The sequence below is a fragment of the Desulfacinum hydrothermale DSM 13146 genome (assembly GCF_900176285.1).
Lineage (GTDB): Bacteria > Desulfobacterota > Syntrophobacteria > Syntrophobacterales > DSM-9756 > Desulfacinum > Desulfacinum hydrothermale.
The window spans coordinates 1-17555 of sequence record NZ_FWXF01000020.1; the positions used below are offsets into that span (position 1 = coordinate 1).

The 17555-nt window shown below is 60.8% G+C and carries 15 protein-coding genes; 6 read left to right on the plus strand and 9 right to left on the minus strand.

The window, feature by feature from the left end; genetic code table 11:
* Positions 1–942 (minus strand): IS110 family RNA-guided transposase (locus tag B9A12_RS14230; RefSeq protein ID WP_084058773.1); only part of this gene is annotated, 942 nt, incomplete at its 3' end.
* A gap of 267 nt (positions 943–1209) precedes the next feature.
* Between B9A12_RS14230 and hcp the strand changes: the two genes are divergently transcribed.
* Both hcp and B9A12_RS14240 read left to right on the plus strand, forming a co-directional pair.
* Entirely contained in the window at positions 1210–2841 is a 1632-nt protein-coding gene (gene hcp, locus B9A12_RS14235) for a hydroxylamine reductase (RefSeq protein WP_084058774.1), read from the plus strand.
* 282 nt (positions 2842–3123) lie between these two features.
* Positions 3124–4149: a uroporphyrinogen decarboxylase/cobalamine-independent methonine synthase family protein gene (locus B9A12_RS14240; RefSeq protein WP_084058775.1), complete on the plus strand. Its 1026-nt coding sequence runs from the start codon at positions 3124–3126 to the stop codon at positions 4147–4149.
* A gap of 19 nt (positions 4150–4168) precedes the next feature.
* Here the strand turns inward: B9A12_RS14240 and B9A12_RS14245 are convergent, their stop codons facing one another.
* The 8 genes from B9A12_RS14245 to B9A12_RS17985 form a co-directional block, all read right to left on the minus strand.
* A complete protein-coding gene (locus B9A12_RS14245) occupies positions 4169–5029 on the minus strand; it encodes a universal stress protein (RefSeq protein ID WP_084058776.1) in 861 nt (286 codons plus the stop codon).
* A 406-nt stretch (positions 5030–5435) separates the two neighbouring features.
* Entirely contained in the window at positions 5436–6167 is a 732-nt protein-coding gene (locus B9A12_RS14250; RefSeq protein ID WP_084058777.1) for an amino acid ABC transporter ATP-binding protein, read from the minus strand.
* Positions 6164–7165 carry an amino acid ABC transporter permease gene (locus B9A12_RS14255; RefSeq protein ID WP_084058778.1) on the minus strand — a complete coding sequence of 334 codons (1002 nt, stop codon included), beginning with the start codon at positions 7163–7165 and terminating at the stop codon, positions 6164–6166. Before B9A12_RS14255 ends, B9A12_RS14250 begins: the two co-directional genes overlap by 4 nt.
* Positions 7166–7265: 100 nt before the next feature.
* Positions 7266–8093 (minus strand): transporter substrate-binding domain-containing protein, encoded by an 828-nt coding sequence (locus tag B9A12_RS14260; protein ID WP_084058779.1) that lies wholly within the window; start codon positions 8091–8093, stop codon positions 7266–7268.
* Positions 8094–8261: 168 nt separating this feature from the next.
* Positions 8262–8414 carry a hypothetical protein gene (locus tag B9A12_RS17055; protein ID WP_170920628.1) on the minus strand — a complete coding sequence of 51 codons (153 nt, stop codon included), beginning with the start codon at positions 8412–8414 and terminating at the stop codon, positions 8262–8264.
* Between the two features lie 515 nt (positions 8415–8929).
* Positions 8930–10252, minus strand: coding sequence for a CaiB/BaiF CoA transferase family protein (locus B9A12_RS14270; protein WP_084058781.1), 1323 nt, complete (start codon positions 10250–10252; stop codon positions 8930–8932).
* A 42-nt stretch (positions 10253–10294) separates the two neighbouring features.
* Positions 10295–11638: a CaiB/BaiF CoA transferase family protein gene (locus tag B9A12_RS14275; RefSeq protein ID WP_084058782.1), complete on the minus strand. Its 1344-nt coding sequence runs from the start codon at positions 11636–11638 to the stop codon at positions 10295–10297.
* Positions 11639–11773: 135 nt separating this feature from the next.
* On the minus strand, positions 11774–12334 hold the full coding sequence (locus B9A12_RS17985) for a hypothetical protein (RefSeq protein WP_425430185.1): 561 nt from the start codon (positions 12332–12334) through the stop codon (positions 11774–11776).
* Between the two features lie 300 nt (positions 12335–12634).
* On the opposite strand from B9A12_RS17985, the gene B9A12_RS17990 reads away from it, so the two are divergent.
* From B9A12_RS17990 to meaB, 4 genes are all read left to right on the plus strand, one after another.
* Positions 12635–13003: a hypothetical protein gene (locus B9A12_RS17990; protein WP_425430186.1), complete on the plus strand. Its 369-nt coding sequence runs from the start codon at positions 12635–12637 to the stop codon at positions 13001–13003.
* Between the two features lie 1260 nt (positions 13004–14263).
* Positions 14264–15964, plus strand: coding sequence for an acyl-CoA mutase large subunit family protein (locus tag B9A12_RS14285; RefSeq protein ID WP_245802457.1), 1701 nt, complete (start codon positions 14264–14266; stop codon positions 15962–15964).
* Positions 15965–16071: 107 nt separating this feature from the next.
* Positions 16072–16491 (plus strand): cobalamin B12-binding domain-containing protein, encoded by a 420-nt coding sequence (locus tag B9A12_RS14290; RefSeq protein ID WP_084058784.1) that lies wholly within the window; start codon positions 16072–16074, stop codon positions 16489–16491.
* 16 nt (positions 16492–16507) lie between these two features.
* Positions 16508–17464 (plus strand): methylmalonyl Co-A mutase-associated GTPase MeaB, encoded by a 957-nt coding sequence (gene meaB / locus B9A12_RS14295; RefSeq protein WP_084058785.1) that lies wholly within the window; start codon positions 16508–16510, stop codon positions 17462–17464.
* Positions 17465–17555 lie beyond the last annotated feature (91 nt).

Sequence of the window (17555 nt, forward strand, 5' to 3'; positions counted from 1 at the left end):
GCAGTAGCCCACGAAGTCGCTCTTCGTCTCAAAGCGTGCGATGTCGCCCACCTCGGCGAGAATCGCCGCCGCCGACACCGCGCCGATCCCCGGGATGGACGTCAGCACCTGGTCGGGAAAGACCCGCTCGAGCAGTTCGGAAATGGCACCATCCATCTCCACGAGCAGGGCATCCAGGTCGAGAATCCGCCGCGCCGTCATCTCCACGAGCATACGCGTGACCTTGGGAAGCTCAGCACAGGGTGCTTCTGCCGCCAGGGTGCGGAGCTTTTCAGCGAAGGCCGTGCCCACGCGGTGCCTGGGGCCGTAGCGCATCGCGGCCAGATCCTCGACGCTCCGTTCGATCAACAGGTGCGGCGAGCCAAACTCGGCAAGCACGACCAGCAGGCGCTTGGAAAACGTCTGGATGCCCAGCACCTTCCGGTAGCCCGGCAGGTGGTAGCGCAGCAGCTTGTGGAGCCGGTTCTTGTGGTCGGTGCGCTCTTCGACAAGACGACGCCGCGTCCGCGTGGCCTCCTTGAGCTCCTCGAACAGCTCGGGCTGGACGGCCTGCGCCCTGGGCTGCATCCGCAGCAGGAACAGCGCAATGAGATGACTGTCCAGACGGTCGGTCTTGGCGTCCTTGAGCAGTGCCTTACCGAAGTGTTTGACCGCCCGCGGGTTCAGCACGTGCACCTCGACCTGCCGCCGCTTCTCGCCACGCAGCGCCTGCTCCAAGCGCTTGTGCATATTCGAGGTGGACTCCATACCGCAGACCACCCGCGCCTTCGGGCCGACCAGCGCACTGGCCGACACGATGGCAGCCCGCAGCTCTGTCCAGCCCTGCTGATCGTTCAAGTAGGTCGAAGGTTGGCGCACTGTGCGCCCCTCACGGTCGACAAAGGAGGCGTGGATCTTCGCGTTCGACACGTCCAGACCCACGTACAGTTTGTCTCTGTTCATCGCATACCTCCATGTGCAAACTGTTACCACCGGCGAGGGAGATCCTCCAACGCGCCGGCCCCGCTTCGCCTCCTGAATTGCGCGGTCGTGCCGCAGGTTGCAATCAAAGCTCCGGGCCGGGCGCCGAGGGGTCAGTCTCCTTGTCGCGCTCGTAGCGCACGAACCATGACGACCTGGTCCCCGACGCCGTGGCCCGGACAACTTAACCAACCACAAACCGCCTGGTCCATACGTCCGGGCGACCCACACAACTTATAGGAGATAACCATGTTTTGTTACCAGTGCGAACAGACGGCCAAAGGGCAAGCCTGCACCAAGATCGGCGTTTGCGGCAAGCAATCCGATGTGGCGGCGCTCCAGGATCTTCTCACCCATCTGCTCAAGGGCCTGAGTCAGGTGGCCACAGAAGGCCGCCGAGTGGGCGTTCAAGACCGGGAGGTGGATGTCTTCACCTGCGAGGCCCTTTTCTCCACGCTCACCAACGTCAACTTCGACCCGGAAGACATCGTGCGTTTCATCAATAAGACGGTGAAACTCCGGGAAGCCCTGAAGGCCGATGTGAAGGCCGCCGGGGGTTCGGTGGATTTCGGCGACGGTCCGGCCGCCTTCCAGCCCGCGGCGTCCCAGGCGGAGATGGTGGCCCAGGGTGAGCAGGTGAACTTCGACAAGGATCCCGAACCGGATGCGGACATCCGCTCACTCAAGCACACGGTCATCTTCGGGCTGCGCGGCGTGGCGGCCTACATAGATCACGCCCAGATCCTGGGCCGGGAAGACGAATCGGTCTACGGGGCCGTCCATGAAATCCTGGCGGACACGGTCCGAACGGACCTGTCCCTGAACGACTGGGTCGCTCGCACCCTCAAGGTGGGCGAAGTGAACATCCGCGCCATGGAGCTTCTGGACGAGGCCAACACGGGCACCTACGGCCATCCTGTGCCCACCAAGGTCCCGTTGGGCCATCGCAAGGGAAAGGCCATCCTGGTCTCCGGCCACGATCTGAAAGACCTGGAAGAGCTGCTCAAGCAGACGGAAGGCAAGGGCATCGACGTTTACACCCACGGCGAGATGCTCCCCTGCCATGGATACCCTGAACTCAAAAAGTATGAACACCTCTACGGCCATTACGGCACCGCGTGGCAGAACCAGGCCAAGGAATTTTCCCAGTTCCCCGGCGCCATCCTCATGACCACCAACTGCATCCAGAAGCCCCAGGACGCCTACAAGGACAACATCTTCACCAGCGGCGTGGTGGGCTGGCCCGGCGTGCCCCACATCGCCGACCGGGATTTCACGCCCGTGATCCAGAGGGCCCTGGAGCTGCCCGGCTTCACAGAAGACGAGGACAAGGGATCGGTCATGGTGGGCTTTGCCCGAAACACCGTTCTGGGCGTGGCGGACAAGGTTATCGAAGCGGTCAAAAGCGGCGCCATCCGCCACTTCTTCCTGGTGGCGGGTTGCGACGGAGCCAAGCCGGGCCGCAACTACTACACCGAGTTTGTGGAAAAGGTGCCTCAGGACTGCGTGGTGCTCACCCTGGCCTGCGGCAAGTTCCGCTTCTTCGACAAGGACCTGGGCACCATCGGAGGCCTGCCGCGTCTCATGGACGTGGGCCAGTGCAACGACGCCTATTCGGCCGTCCAGATCGCCCTGGCACTGGCCAAGGCCTTCGACGTGGACGTAAACCAGTTGCCCTTATCCCTGGTGCTTTCCTGGTATGAACAAAAGGCCGTTGCCATTCTGTTGAGTCTCTTCCATCTGGGGATCAAGGACATCCGCCTGGGACCCTCGCTTCCGGCCTTCATTTCGCCCAACGTGCTCAAGGTGCTGGTTGAAAACTTCGACGTCAAGCCCATCAGCACGCCCGATGAGGACCTGAAGGCCATCCTGGCGGCCTAGAGGCCGTCTGGAACCGCCCGGGTGACTCCCTTCTTGTGTAAAGGGAAGGCCTGGGATTGCCGGACGGGCTTATGTCGCCGGCCTGGTCTTGGAGCGGAATAGGGGCGGGTTCCGAACCCGCCCCTACGAGCTTGTCCGAGGACTCCATCGGAGGGGGACCCGGGGGCGCAACCCAGGGCGCTCCTGCGGGGGGCGTCGTACACGGCATGGGCCGCCCATGTCCCGTTGCTCCCCACCGCTCCCGCATCACGGATTTTAAGGAAAGACGCCGGAAGGAGGCCCATGCCCATTCCCGGAGATCTTCTGACCACGGCCATGGCCGTCATGCCCCACAGGGACGTGGACCGGGCCTTGGAGATGGCCCTGTCTTTGGACATTCCTTTCTGGCCCCAGCTCCCCCTTCTCAACTACTACGAAGATATGTACGTGCAGGCCTCGGAACACTTTCCCGGGATCCTGCTGGACATGGAAAACCGGACGCTTCGTTTCTCCACGGAAAAGTTCATTCAGGAACTGCCCGACACTCTGGCGAGATTCGACGACCCCGCCCTTTTCGATATCAGCCCCACCTACTCGGCGGTCTATCAGCGGTTCCTCAGCCTGGACCTGAGCAATCGGCCCGCCATCCGGGGCCAGCTGGAAGGGCCCGTCAGTTTCGGCTTCAACGTCTTGGACGAAGAGGAACGGCCCATTCTTTTCAACGACACGGTCCGGCCTTTCATGATGGAGTTCATGGCCAAACGGGTGAACGTGCAGATGGAAAGACTCCTGAAGCTCAACCCCAACGCCTTCATGTTCGTGGACGAGCCGGGCCTGCAGTTCATCTTCAGTGCCATGAGCGGCTACAACCACGTGACGGCTCGAGAAGACATGGAATACTTCTTCTCGCTCATCGACCGACCCCGGGGCATCCATCTGTGCGGCAATCCCGACTGGGACTTCCTCTTGAATTTGGACCTGGACGTGCTCTCCCTGGACATGTATTCCAACGGCGAGGTGTTCGCCTCCTACACGGGGGCTATCCGCCGCTTCCTGGACCGGGGCGGCATCCTTGTCTGGGGCATGGTCCCCACCAATTTGGAACCCTTCGAGGGCGAGACGGTGGACTCCCTGGAAGCACGACTCCTGGAACTGTGGGGGCGGCTGGCCAAAAACGGGATCGATACGGACTACCTGGTGTCGAGAAGCCTGCTTTCCCCCGCCACCTGCTGCCTGGTCAATCCCGATGGGACGGCCACCGTGGAAAAGGCCTTTTCGGCCATTGGGGAATTGAGCGCACGCCTCCGGGAGCGATTCGGCCTGAGGTGATGGGAAGAACCCATGGAGATCATTTGGAGACCCAAAGGGATCCATGTTCCAGCTTCTTCAGGACGCAGGTGCACACCGGTCCGGTGAAGATACTTGAAAAGAGCCCCCTGGATTCATCCTGGTGGCCGGTAGCGATCACGGGATAGTGCCCTCGGGCGGCCTCTTCCAAGATGAGATCGGACACCTTGCCTCCCACCTCCAGCCTGCGGTCGATGCGCTGGGGATCCACCCCGTTGGCCGTCAACACCCCTTGTGCTTCGTCCAGGATCCGGGCCGCATCCCGCCCCCCTTCGCCGCTCATCACGTGAAACAGGCAGATCCGGTGCGTTTCGTCTTGGAGCATGAATCCCACGTGGTCCGCCATGCGCAGACTTGCCGGGGATCCGTCCACACACAGGAGCACGTTGCGGGGCCCCTGAGCCTCCTTTCGGCATATCCACACGGGGCTGGCGAGCGGTTCGTCCAACATGTTGGAGCTCACGCTTGAGGAGACCCATTCAGACAGGGCGGCATAACCCCGGCGGCCCAACACCAGGGCGTCGTAGTTTCCTCGAACGGCCTCCCGGGCCATTTCCTTGGCCACATGGGTGGTCTTGGGGATGAGCAGCGTGTGGATACGATCCGACGCCATTCCCCTTTGGATCAGCATCTCTTTGGCTTCCCCCAGAGCCCGCTCCCCCCGCCAGCGGACCTCGTTGGAAATGTGGGGGCCGCGAAGCAGGTATTCCCGCCCGCCCCAGGGATCGGGCGTGTGGGTCCGGGCCACGAAAAGAAGCGTCACCCGGAGCGTTTCCAAGTTCTCCAGAAAGTCTGCCACAAACCGCACGCCATGCAGACAGGCGATTTCCTCACTGACGGTGACCAGAAGGTGCCTCTCCATGGGGATCCTCCCAAAAAGGAATGCGATCGGACGCGAGCCAAATCTGAGGGCTTTGCACCGGGGGGAGCCTTTCCAAGGATCCGGACCGCCGGGTGCCGCCCCTCCCCCAGGAAGCGCTTCGGCAGGAAGGCGGCTTGCCGGCGGCACCTGGCGCCAATTGTGGCAGGAATCAAGAGCAAGGTCCTTCAGCCAACAGCCCCGGGCGGAGCTCTTCGCCCCCCGGTCCATCGCCGGACGACGGCCGGAGACTGCCCGTGCATCGTGCGCGCGGGGCTCGTCCCCCGCGCCAAGAAACTTTCTCCAACCACGGGAATCGGCGAAGAACCCCGAAAAGCCCAGCGCAATCCAGGCCCGAACCACTTGCCCGTGTTCATGAACGGGCCTTCGGAACGCCCAACGGCCCCATCTAAAGGATCTGGTTGAGAAAGAGCTGGGTCCGCTTGTGGGTGGGATTCTTAAAGAAATGCTCGGGCGTCCCCACTTCCACGATGGTGCCATCGTCCATGAAGATGACCCGATCCGCCACTTCGCGGGCGAAGCCCATCTCGTGGGTAACCACCACCATGGTCATGCCTTCCTTGGCCAGGGCCTTCATCACATCCAGGACCTCCCCGATCATCTCCGGGTCCAGGGCCGAAGTGGGCTCGTCGAAGAGCATCACCTTGGGGTCCATGGCCAAGGCCCGGGCGATGGCCACCCGCTGCTGCTGGCCGCCGGAAAGCTGGTCCGGGTACACCCCGGCCTTGTCGGGAATGCCCACCTTTTCCAGGAGCGTCATGGCCTTCTTTTCGGCCTCCGCCCTGCCGCGCTTGCGCACCACCTGCTGGGCCAGGGTCACGTTCTCGAACACCGTCTTGTGCGGGAAGAGGTTGAAGGACTGGAAGACCATGCCCACCTCCGCCCGCACCGTGTTGATGTTGGTCTTGCGGTCCAGGATGTCGATCCCATCGATATAGATGTGCCCCGAATCGGCGTGTTCCAGCCGGTTCAGGCACCGGAGCAGGGTGCTTTTGCCCGAGCCCGAAGGCCCGATGATCACCACCACCTCTCCCTTGTCCACCTGGCACGAGACGTTTTGCAGGGCGTGGACCTCGTGGGGGGCATAGAATGTCTTGGATACGTTTTCCACCTTGATCACGAGACCACCGTCCTCCTCTCTAGGTACTGGACAAACATGGAGAGCCCAAAGGTGAGCACCAGGTAGAGCAGGGCGCACACGAACCAGAGTTCAAAGGGCTGGAGACTCGTGGTCACCACCTCCCGGGTCGCCTTGGTGAGCTCTCGAATGGCAATGATACCCAGAAGCGACGAATCCTTGATGAGGCTGATGAACTGGCCGGCCAGGGGCGGCAGGATGCGCCGGAAGGCCTGGGGCAGGATCACATGGCGCATGGCCTGGGGATAGGTCATGCCCAGAGAACGCGCCGCTTCCATCTGCCCCCGGTGTATGGATTGGATGCCCGCTCGAACGATTTCCGCCACATACGCCCCGGCAAAGACGGCCAGAGAGGCCACACCGAACCAGAGGGGCGGAAGCTGGGCCATGCCGTTTTTGGCCAGAAGCGTGTTGATCACCGTCCCCAACACGAAGTACCAGATAAAGATCTGCACCAGCAGCGGCGACCCGCGGATCAGCTCGATATAGGTGATGGCGGACCATTTGAGGGCAGGGTTGGCGGATATGCGGGCCAAGCCCACGATAAGACCGATGAGGATGCCGAAGATGATGGAGATGAGGCTCACCTTGAGAGTCAGCCACAGCCCCTGGAGCAGGATCCCCACCTTCCACTTCTGGTGGACACCCAAAATATCTCCGGGATAGATATAGTCGCCTTCGCCAACTCGGATGTCTTTGCCCGGAATCTGGTATTCTTCCGACCCGTCCGGCCCCGTCACCACCACGACGTTGGCTTTTTGGCCCGCGACGATCTTTTCCACTTGCCCTTCGATCTGGGAGCGGACCTCCACCTTGTCCTTGTAGTAGAAGTATTGGGGCACCCGATACCATCGCCACACGTAGTCCACCTTGCGGGTGGCGAAGTAAAGGAGAGCCATTAAGGAAAAGATGCCCAGAAAAAAGACGGTGGCCCAGAAAAAGTAGGACCTGCGGCTCAGTTGTTTCGTTGCTTGTGCCATGGGATTCTCGATGTTTTCCTGCAACTAAGGGCTTGACGTGACAACGGGGAGACGGCCCGATCTCTTGGGCGCCTCCCCGTTGGTGCCTGGAACCGGCCCCTTATTGGGCCACTTCCTTGATCCATTCCGTTCCTTTGATCCACTTGTGGTAGATCCGATCGTAGCGGCCGTCGTTCTTCACCTGGCGCAAGAAGTTGTTGAGCCAGTTCAAGAAGTCCGGATCCCCCTTGTTGATGGCCCAGGCCAGGGGCTCATAGGTGAAGGGCTTGTCCAGGAAGACCAGCCTGCCGGCGCCCTGCTGGGCCATGAAGACCACGCAGAAGGGCAGATCGTAGACGAAGGCGTCCGCCTTGCCGTTCACCACCTCCAGGGCCGCTTCCGTTTCCGTCTCGAAGGACTTGTAGTGGCACTTGGGAATCATGCGCTTGACGGCCTGTTCCCCGGTGGTGCCCAGCTTGGAGGTGACGATGTATTTGGGATCGTTCAAATCCTTGTAGGAGTGTACCTTCCCTTCATGCTTCTTGTTGAGGAGAATGGTCTGGCCCACGATGATGTAAGGATCGGCGAAGTTCACTTTCAGGTTCCGTTCCTGGGTGATCGTCATGCCGCTCATGATGATGTCGAACTTGCCCGTGATGAGCGACGGGATGATGCCGTCCCAGGCGGTGTTGACCGGAACGAATTTCACCCCCATGGCCTTGGCCATCTCTTTGGCCATGTCGATGTCGAAGCCCACGAAATTGCCCTTCTTGTCGGTCATCTCAAAGGGCATGTAACCCGCCTCGAAGCCCACACGGAGTTCCCCGCGCTTGAGGATCTGTTCCAGGGTGGACTTCTTGGCCAGTTCGATGTCCGCCGCCGACACGCTCATGGCCGCCATCAACACCAGGGCGCACACCACCGCCACACACTGCACCACTCTTCTCATAGCCGACCTCCTCCTTTCATTGGGTACAACACTCCAGACAACCTCTCCGCGAAGATCCCTGCGTCCCTTTTCGAATCGGAAGCCGGACGATGGGATCTGGAAAGACGCCAAGATAGAACCCTCCCGGGCCAACCGCTTCCGGGATCCGCCACAGAGAAACGGCCCGATTCAATAGGATTTCCCCTCATCCAAGAGTTCCCGAATGACCATGGGAACACCGCACCGGGGACAAGCGGGGATCTCTTCCTTGGGCAGATAGATGATGCGCGTCTCCTTGCACTTGGGGCACATCACCTCCACCGGCTCCAGTTTCTCTCGCACGGCCCACCTCCCTGAAAGTACGGCAAAACTAGCACAATGGACCCGGATCACAAAGCCTTTTTGGCCGTCCCAGGCTTTGGCCCCTTTCCATCCCGGCTCCCAAGATGAACCCCTCCGCCGCACCGTCAAAGATCGGGCGCACACCGCAGCGTCTCCTTCCAAAAGCGCCAAGAAGTCCTCAAAAGCCGAAGGCCACCCGAGCGAGTGGCCTTCGGCCCTATCGGCGCCGCCCCCCTGAGGAAGCCGATCCCTTCGCGCTTACAGCCCAGGAGCCTGTCCGACAAGGGTCTCTCGGGCTTCGGGGCTTTCTGACCAGTTGAAATGCCGCTGTTCCCTGTGGGTTTTTGGGCACCTTGTGGGGGCGGGTTCGGAACCCGCCCCTACCGCTTAAAGGCCAGACCGGCACAAAAGGACGGGGCGGGCGCCGATCCGGAACCGGCCCTGTCCGCCCCCTCAAGCCGGGAACATGCCACGGTGCCCGAGCGGCCGCTCCTTCCCGGCCTTCCAACAGGCGCCTAGATGACTCCCTTTTCCTTCAACTCCTCCAGACGTTTGGGACCCAGCCCCAACATCTTGGCATAGACGTAGTAGTTGTCGGCCCCCACCGGGCGGCACACCCATTTGACCCGCGGCGGGGATTCGGTCATCTTGTGGGCATGGTTGGCGATGGTCACCTCGCCGTAATGGGGATCGTCGATGGTTTCCAGGGCTTGGCGCACCCACCAGTTTTCCGCCTTCATGGTGTCCATGGGCGACGAGATGCGGCCGGGGACCACCACGCCTTCGCCGATGTTCTTGTTGTAGTCCATGACCGCATCGAAAATCTCGTCATAGGTGTGTTCCATGGTCCACTTTTCGATTTCCTTGTACATCACCTTCATGTTGTCCACATTGAGGCGCTCGAAGATGGTGGGGAACTGCTGCTGCAGGTCCGGGCGGTTGATGATGGTGCACAAGGCCTTCCAGTTGGGATCGGCGAATCCAGACAGGAAGGCGAACCCGTCCTTACACTTGAAGTACGTGTAGGGAAAGACCCCCACATCGTAGTTGCCCACCCGCGGGATGGTCTCCTTGAAGCCGTAGTAGTAGGTGATGCCGTAGTTGATGCACCGCCCATAGGCTTCCGCCGGGGACACGTCGATGAACTGGCCCTTGCCCGAATGGTTCCTGTAATGGAGCGCCGCCAGCACGGCCGCGGCCGCCCAGGCCCCGCCCGCGTACCAGCCCATCCAGTTGCCCTGCTTGGTGGGGACCTCAGACGGCTTGGGATTGGCCGGATCGTCCACGGGTTCGCCACCCACCGACACCACCCCCGAGTAGGCCTGGTCCACCACGTCCACGTCCGCCTTGCCACAGGCGGCCTTGGGGCCGAACTGACCGTAGGTGTAAAGTGCGCAATAGATGAGGCCCGGATTCAGCTCCTTCAGTTGCCGGTAGCCGATGCCCCACTCGTCCATGGTGCCGGACAGAAAGGTTTCCACCACCACGTCCGCCCGTTTGGCCAGCTTCAAAAACATCTCCCGGCCTTCTTCCGATTCCAGGTCCAGGGTCACGTGGAACTTGTTGCGGCCTTCGTTGAGGTAGCCCAGGCCCGTGTCCATGTGCATGTACCCCCAAGGGGTGTACGTCCGGGCGGGATCTCCTCCGGGCGGCTCGATGCGAATGACCGTGGCGCCGAATTCGGCCAGGGTGGATGTGGCGAAACAGCCCGCCATGTTGGCATAACTCACATCCAAGACCGTGATATGGTCCAGGGCCTCGGGTTTTTTCCGGTTCTTCTTGGGATCGTCCAGTTCCTGGATCCATTCGTTCCAGGATTTTTCCTTTTCCTTGTGCATCTATCGTCCTCCCTACCAAAGGGGTTTGCCTTCCAATCCGACCTAGGCCAAAAGAACACCGCTCTTGCCATCCCAGCCTTCCGGGGGCTTGCGGCCCGGGGGTACGTCCACCCACTTGCCGATCACGTTCTTTTCCTTGAGATATTTGATCTTCTTGGTCTTGAGTCCCAGGAAGCGCTTGAGCACGTACTCGTTGTCAAAACCCACGGGCTTTCCGGCCCATTTGATCCGCCCCGGCGTTTCGGAAAGCTTGGGCGCAATCCCCTCCTCGTAGAACTCGCCGTAGATGGGATCGTCCACCCGGTAGGTGAAGTTGCGGGCCCGCAGGTGCTCATCTTCAACGTGATCCTTTCCGTCGGACACCTTGTGGGCCCCGAAGCCGTATTTTCCGGCCAGCGCATCGATTTCCGCATAGGACTTTTCCGCCACCCACGAGCGGATGATGGACAGGAGCTCCACGGCGTTCTCTTCTTTGAGCCGCTCCAGATGGGTGGCAAACCGAGGATCCTGGGCCAGTTCGGGTTTGCCCATGGCCTGGCAGAGGCTCTGGAACTGCCGGTCGGTGGCGGCCCCGATGGCCACCATGGTCCCGTCTTTGTCGGGAACGATGTCCGCCGGACAGATGCTCACATCGCGGTTGCCGTAGCGTTCGCGCATCTTACCGGTGAAATGCTGGTAGAGCCACGTCCAGTCCATGGCTCTCATGAGGTTTTCCGCCTGGGAATACTCGATGAACTGCCCCTTGCCCGTCTTGTCCCGATAGGCGAGAGCGGCCAGGACCCCCACGGCTCCCACCAGACCTCCGTAGTAGTCGGCCAGCCAGATGCCCGCCTTCATGGGCAGTTGATCCGGAAAACCGCTGATCCAGGCCATGCCCGATTCCGACTGGGCGATGGCGTCGTAGGAGGGCCGCTCCAGATAGGGTCCCCACTGGCCGAAGCCGTTGAGGGCGATGTAGATGAGCCCCGGATTGATCTTGCGCAGCTGACGATAGCCGATACCCCAGCGGTCCATGGTGCCCGCCCGGAGATTCTCCACCACCACATCGGCCCGTTTCACCAGCTCCCGAAAGAGCTCGGCGCCCTCTTCCACGCGCACGTCGATGGCCAGATGATACTTGTTGCGCGCTTCCTTGAGCCAGCCCATGGCCGCCCCGTTGAAAAACTTGGCAAAGGGGGTGAGCGAGCGCATGGTGTCGCCCATTCCGGGAAGCTCCACCTTGAAGACGGTGGCCCCCAGCTCCGACAGATAGGCGGGCAGGGACGGGCCCAAGATCAGCGTACAGAGTTCCACGACCTTAATATCCGCCAAGGCCTCCGGTTTTTCGAAGGTCTTGGACGGATCCAAGAGACTTTCGGCCCACTTGAAATACTCTTCTCGTGCCATCTAGGTCTTCCTCCCTGATTGATTGAAGTGCCTCCGGAGCCTCACCGGCCCACCCTGGCGGTTCTCAGCGGGAGGCGCCCGGCGACGGCTCCCCCGCACCGTCCAAGCCAAGGGCGGGTCGGCGTACGTCCGTTTCTAGTGTTTATGCACGTAGAAGGGCCACTTGTGGAAGAACCATTCGTTCCACAGCAGCGGAATGATCCACCAGAAGTTCCACACCAGGGACTCGCCGTGGGGGAATCGGTGGGCCAATTCCACCATGTGGTGGTTCCCCAGGCCCCAATGTCCGAAGTTGATATAGTAGAAGAAGATATAGTTGAGGGCGCACAAAACCAGGACGCCCACCGTGCGGAACCAGAAGGCCCCCCAGGAATCCTTGTCCGCTTGTGGTGCCATGTCATCGAAGTAGTGGTGCCAGATGAGGAAGGGAATCAACGCAAAGCCGGCGATTTCCGCCGCATGGTACCACAAGAAACGGATCAATTCCGCGTCATTGGGTTTGGCCTCCTTCAGTTCATGGAGGGTCTCATGGGGCAGCCAGGCCGGAGCGATCTTTATGCAGATCAGGGCGAGAATGTAGCCCAGGATCACCGTGCACACGAAAGAGACAATGCCCTTCCAGGGCTGGGGCAGTGTGATGGCCGACCACGGCTTCATGCGCCACACGTTGGGAGTCATGAAAAGCACAATGATCATCCATTCCCACCAGCCGAAAACCCAATGCACGTGAGGGGTACCGGCGATCTTGCCCCACCAGGGAAAATTGAGAGCGAACGAAGAACCCAAGAGCTTGCCGTAGACCAGGCCCCAGAAAGGAACGATGAGGATGGTGTAGAAGAAGAGGGTGAGCAGGGAGCACCAAGCGATTTCCGCCAGACCGGCTTCGGGTTGCTTGAGATCGCTCGGTCGGATGGGCCATTTGCCAAAAAGGATGGTCACAAAGGGATAGCTGAAAAACCCGATGAGCACGAAACAGACCACGGCGCTCTCGGCGAAATGCTTCTTTTGCATCACCTCCAGGCTCAGCGCCTTGCCGTTGGGCAAGACGGCTTTTCCTGCGGCGGCCAGTTCATTGAGATTGGACTGGCTGAGGAAATTGAAGCCCAGGCCCAGGATGCGATAGAAGACCACGTGAATGACGAACCAGACGAGGATCAGGTTCACAATGGTTTCCACAATACCCCGGGCCGGCTGGGGCAGATCCTGAAAAGGCCAATCCCCCAAGAACATGTGCTGCCACAGCCCCACCAGAATCATCATGGCCAGATAGAGAACGAACGGATAAGGAAAGGCTCCCACCGGACCCCGCGGGTCGCTGAAGATATACCAGGTAAGCCAGGCGACAGCAAAAAAGACAATAAATGAAATAATGCCGGTCATGGGTTGACCCCAACGAGGTTTCAACTGCTCTGCCATAGCCCTCTCCTTCTTCGCCTTGAAAAGGTTGCCGGTCTTCAAACGCCTGTACCCTTTACCAAGCTCTGCTTTCACCTCCTTTCCATGGTGCGGGTGGACTCCCAGCGCCCCCGGCGCAGCCGGGACACGTCCGCGGCGCCCCAGGAATCGCTCCCGGTCATCTCAAAGCACACTGGGCGGTTGTTCATGGATGGATGAAAGGACGGAATCGATGTGGGCCACCACCCTGGATCTTGATTCATCCGAGTCAGCTTCTCCGCAGCAGGAACAGGATTATCACGGTCGCCTTGCCGATCATCTTGCGACGAAAAACAAATCCACTTTCACGTGATGTGCGGCAGGCATCACCGGAGTTGAAGACGCCTCCGCCGTTCGGGAGCTTGTCCGAGACTGGCTCCCACACCGCACCGAAACCCCTTGGAAGGCCGGCGGGAGAGACACGGCCCAAAGGCTGTGGCGGGCTGCCATTCTCGGACATTTGCTGGGTTCCAGGGCGCCCTTGCCGCGGACGCCGGAATCCCGGGGTTAGCCAACACAGGGAATGGGCCCTTTGGGAAAGGCACGCTCTGGGATCCGCACAGTTTGAAAGAGGCACACGGGAACAGGAGTCATCCACTCTAGAGAGAACGCGAACAGGTCACTTAAGAAGTTGATAAACAAAGCACATAAGGAGCGGGAGCAGGAAACGAACCAGAAGCTGCAACCTGGCGATCCGTCAAAGAATCCCCATCAGGCGACTCCTGAATTACACAACGAAAGAGGATTGGTCAAGTGAAAAAAAATTTGTTTGACAACCGGCGACCGGCTCCTTTAACTTGAAAGCACCCTCGGTAGCTCACGATCCCGCTCCCATTCTCCCGTTGCCCTTACCGTGGAAGCGCTCAAGAGGGACCCTGTTCACGCAACGGATCGAATCGGTCACCTTGGCTCAACGCACGCTCCCGTTCACCCACGGTCTCACGGTCTGGCTCATGGGATGCCCACTACACGCGGAACGACCAGCACAACCCGGGGATGCGAGGACATCGATCCACAATCCCGTTCGGCCCGCCAGCCCCAGACGACCGCTCGGCAGCGTCGCGGGAAGGTGCGTTATTTTCTTTTGATTTTATTGGGATATACGATAGGGCGCCCCCAGGCGCCCTTCTTCTTTTCCACGGCCCCATGGGGCCTGGATCGGGTCTGGACCACGTGAGGAGGGAAAAGCGTATGGGCAAAGGCATGTTTTCAGAATCACAGCTGGAACGGATGGAAAGGGAATACCAGGACTGGCTGGGCGAATACCAAAAGGCGCTTCAAAGGCTTCCCGAGCGGCTGGAGCGATTTTCCACGGTTTCGGACATGGAGGTCAAATCCCTCTATACGCCCTTGGACATCAAGGGCAAGGATTATTTCCAGGACCTGGGCTTTCCCGGCCAGTATCCTTTCACCCGGGGCGTCCAGCCCACCATGTACCGGGCCCGCCTGTGGACCATGCGCATGTTCGCCGGCCTGGGAACGGCCGAAGACACCAACAAGCGCTTCCACTATCTGATCGAACACGGTGAGACGGGCCTGAGCACGGCCTTCGACTTTCCCACCCTCATGGGCTATGACACGGAGGCCCCCGTGGCCCGCGGAGAATGCGGAAAATGCGGGGTGGCCATCGACACCATCGAGGACATGCAGCGCCTCTTCGCCGGGATCAACCTGGAAGAGGTGACCACCTCCATGACCATCAACCCGCCGGCTTCCGTCATCTGGGCCATGTACATCGCCAACGCGGAAAACGAGGGCTATGACCGCAAAAAGCTGGGCGGCACCATCCAAAACGACTGTTTGAAGGAATTCATCGCCCAGAAGACCCTCATGCTTCCCCCCGAGCCGAGCCTGCGGCTGGTGGTGGACACGGTGGAATTCGGCACCTACGAGGTGCCCCGCTGGAACACCATCAGCATCAGCGGCTACCACATCCGGGAAGCGGGCGCCACGGCGGTCCAGGAGCTGGCCTTCACCATCTACGACGGTATCACCTACGTGGAAGAATGCATCAAACGGGGCCTCAAGGTGGACGACTTCGCCGGCCGCCTCTCCTTCTTCTGGAATTCCCACATCGACTTCTTCGAAGAGATCGCCAAGATGCGCGCGGCGCGGCGCCTCTGGGCCCGGATCATGAAAGAGCGGTTCAAGGCCCAAAAGCCCCGATCCATGATGTGCCGGTTCCACACCCAAACGGCGGGCTGCTCCCTGACGGCCCAGGAGCCCTACAACAACATCATCCGAACCACCACCGAGGCTCTCGCCGCCGTGTTGGGCGGCACCCAGTCCCTGCACACCAACTCCCTGGACGAGGTCTACATGATCCCCAGCGAGGAGGCGGTGCGCATCGCGCTGCGCACCCAGCAGATTCTGGCCGACGAGACGGGCGTGGCCAATGTGATCGATCCCCTGGCCGGGTCCTATTTCGTGGAGGCCCTGACCGACAAGATGGAAGAGGAGGCCATGGCCTACATCCGCAAGTTGGATGAGCTGGGGGGCATGGTGGCGGCCATCGAAAAGGACTATCCGCAGATGGAGATCGCCGACGCGGCCTATCAGTTCCAGCAGCAGGTGGAACGGGGCGAAAAGATCATCATCGGTGTCAACAAGTTCCCCAGCGACCGGCCCGAGCTGGAATTCGTGCTGCGCATCGACGATGAACTGGAGAACTTCCAGATCGAGCGCACGCGCCAGTTCAAGGAAAAGCGGGACAAGGTCAAGCTTCAGAAGGCCATGGACGAACTGAGGCGGCGCTGTGAGGGCCCCCCGTGCTGGGAAAACAACGTGATGCCGGCCCTGATCGACGCCGTTCGAGCGGGAGCCACGGAACAGGAATGCTGCGACCTCTACCGCGAGGTCTTCGGCATCTACACGGATCCCGGCACCTTTTAGCTCCCCGAAAGCTTGTCGGGGCCTCGGGGCCGGGCTGCAGGGCAAGGAAGCTTGGGACAAGGTTGCCCGATCTGTCAAGTGACACCATTGATAGGAGGACGGTTTCCATGAGCGAGGAGAGGAAACTTCGCATATTGATCGCCAAGCCGGGCTTGGATGGACATGACCGCGGGGCCCGCGTGATCGCCCGGGCCTTCCGGGACGCGGGCTTCGAGGTGATCTATACGGGCTGCCATCAAACACCCGAACAGATCGTCAACACCGCCATCCAGGAAGACGTGGACCTCATCGGTTTGAGTATCCTGTCCGGAGCCCATCGCTATTCGTTTCCGCGGGTCATGGAGCTTCTCAAGGAAAACAACGCCGAAGACATCGCGGTCATCGGAGGCGGCATCTTCCCCTTGGAAGACATTCCCAAGCTGAAGGCCGTGGGCATCAAGGAGATCTTCGAGCCGGGCGCCAAACTGGAAGAGATCGTGAACTGGGTGCGTACCCACATCAAGCCGCGCAAGGCCCTGGTGGCCTAGGCAAGAGGCATGGATCATGAGTCTTGTGGAACAAATCTTGGCAGGAGATGTGCGGGCCACCGCCCGCCTTCTTCGGGATATCGACGATCATCTCCCATCGGCCCGCGAGGCCCTCAAGCGACTCTACCCCCACACGGGCAAGGCCTACGTCATCGGGTTCACGGGATCTCCGGGGGTGGGGAAAAGCACCCTGGTGGATCAATTGGCCTTGGAGTACCGCAAACAGGACCTCACCGTGGGCATCCTGGCCATCGATCCCACCAGCCCCTTCACCGGCGGGGCCATCCTGGGGGATCGGATCCGCATGCAGCGCCATTTCACGGACAGCGGCGTCTTCATCCGCAGCCTGGCCACCCGGGGCCACTTCGGGGGACTGACCAAGTCCACCAACGACATGATCACCGTCCTGGACGCCATGGGAAAGGACGTGATTCTGGTGGAAACCGTGGGCGTGGGCCAGGATGAGGTGGACGTGGCCAATTGCGCCCACACCACCGTGCTCGTGACCATTCCCGGCATGGGCGACGAAATCCAGGCCATCAAGGCCGGCATCATGGAGATCGGAAACATCTTCGTGGTGAACAAGGCGGACCGGGAGGGATCGCGAAAGACCATCCGGGAGCTCCGGAACCTCATCGAATTGGGCCTGCGGCGCCGCGACGACGAGGGCTGGGAGCCGCCCATCATCGAGACGGAAGCCCTCAAGGGCCGCGGCATCCCGGAACTCATGGAGGCCATCGAAAAACATCGCCGTTACCTCACCGCCAACGACCAGGGACAATGGGACGCGGTGGAGGCCAAACGCGCCAGGATGCAGCTTTTGGACACCCTGCGGGAAGAAGCCCTGGGCGAGCTCCTGCGCCGTCTGGAACAGCGGGGTCAAAGCCTGGAGGAGCTGGTGCACAAAGTGACGGCCAAGGAAACGGACCCCTACTCGGTGGTGCAAGACCTGCTGCAGTGCGAACTGCGCTGAAGGCCTTCAACCATCGCCTTCCCCCCATGGAAAGTCCCGCCGGGACGGCACCATCCCCGGAGCGGGGCTTTTTTCATGCCCAGCCCCCCTT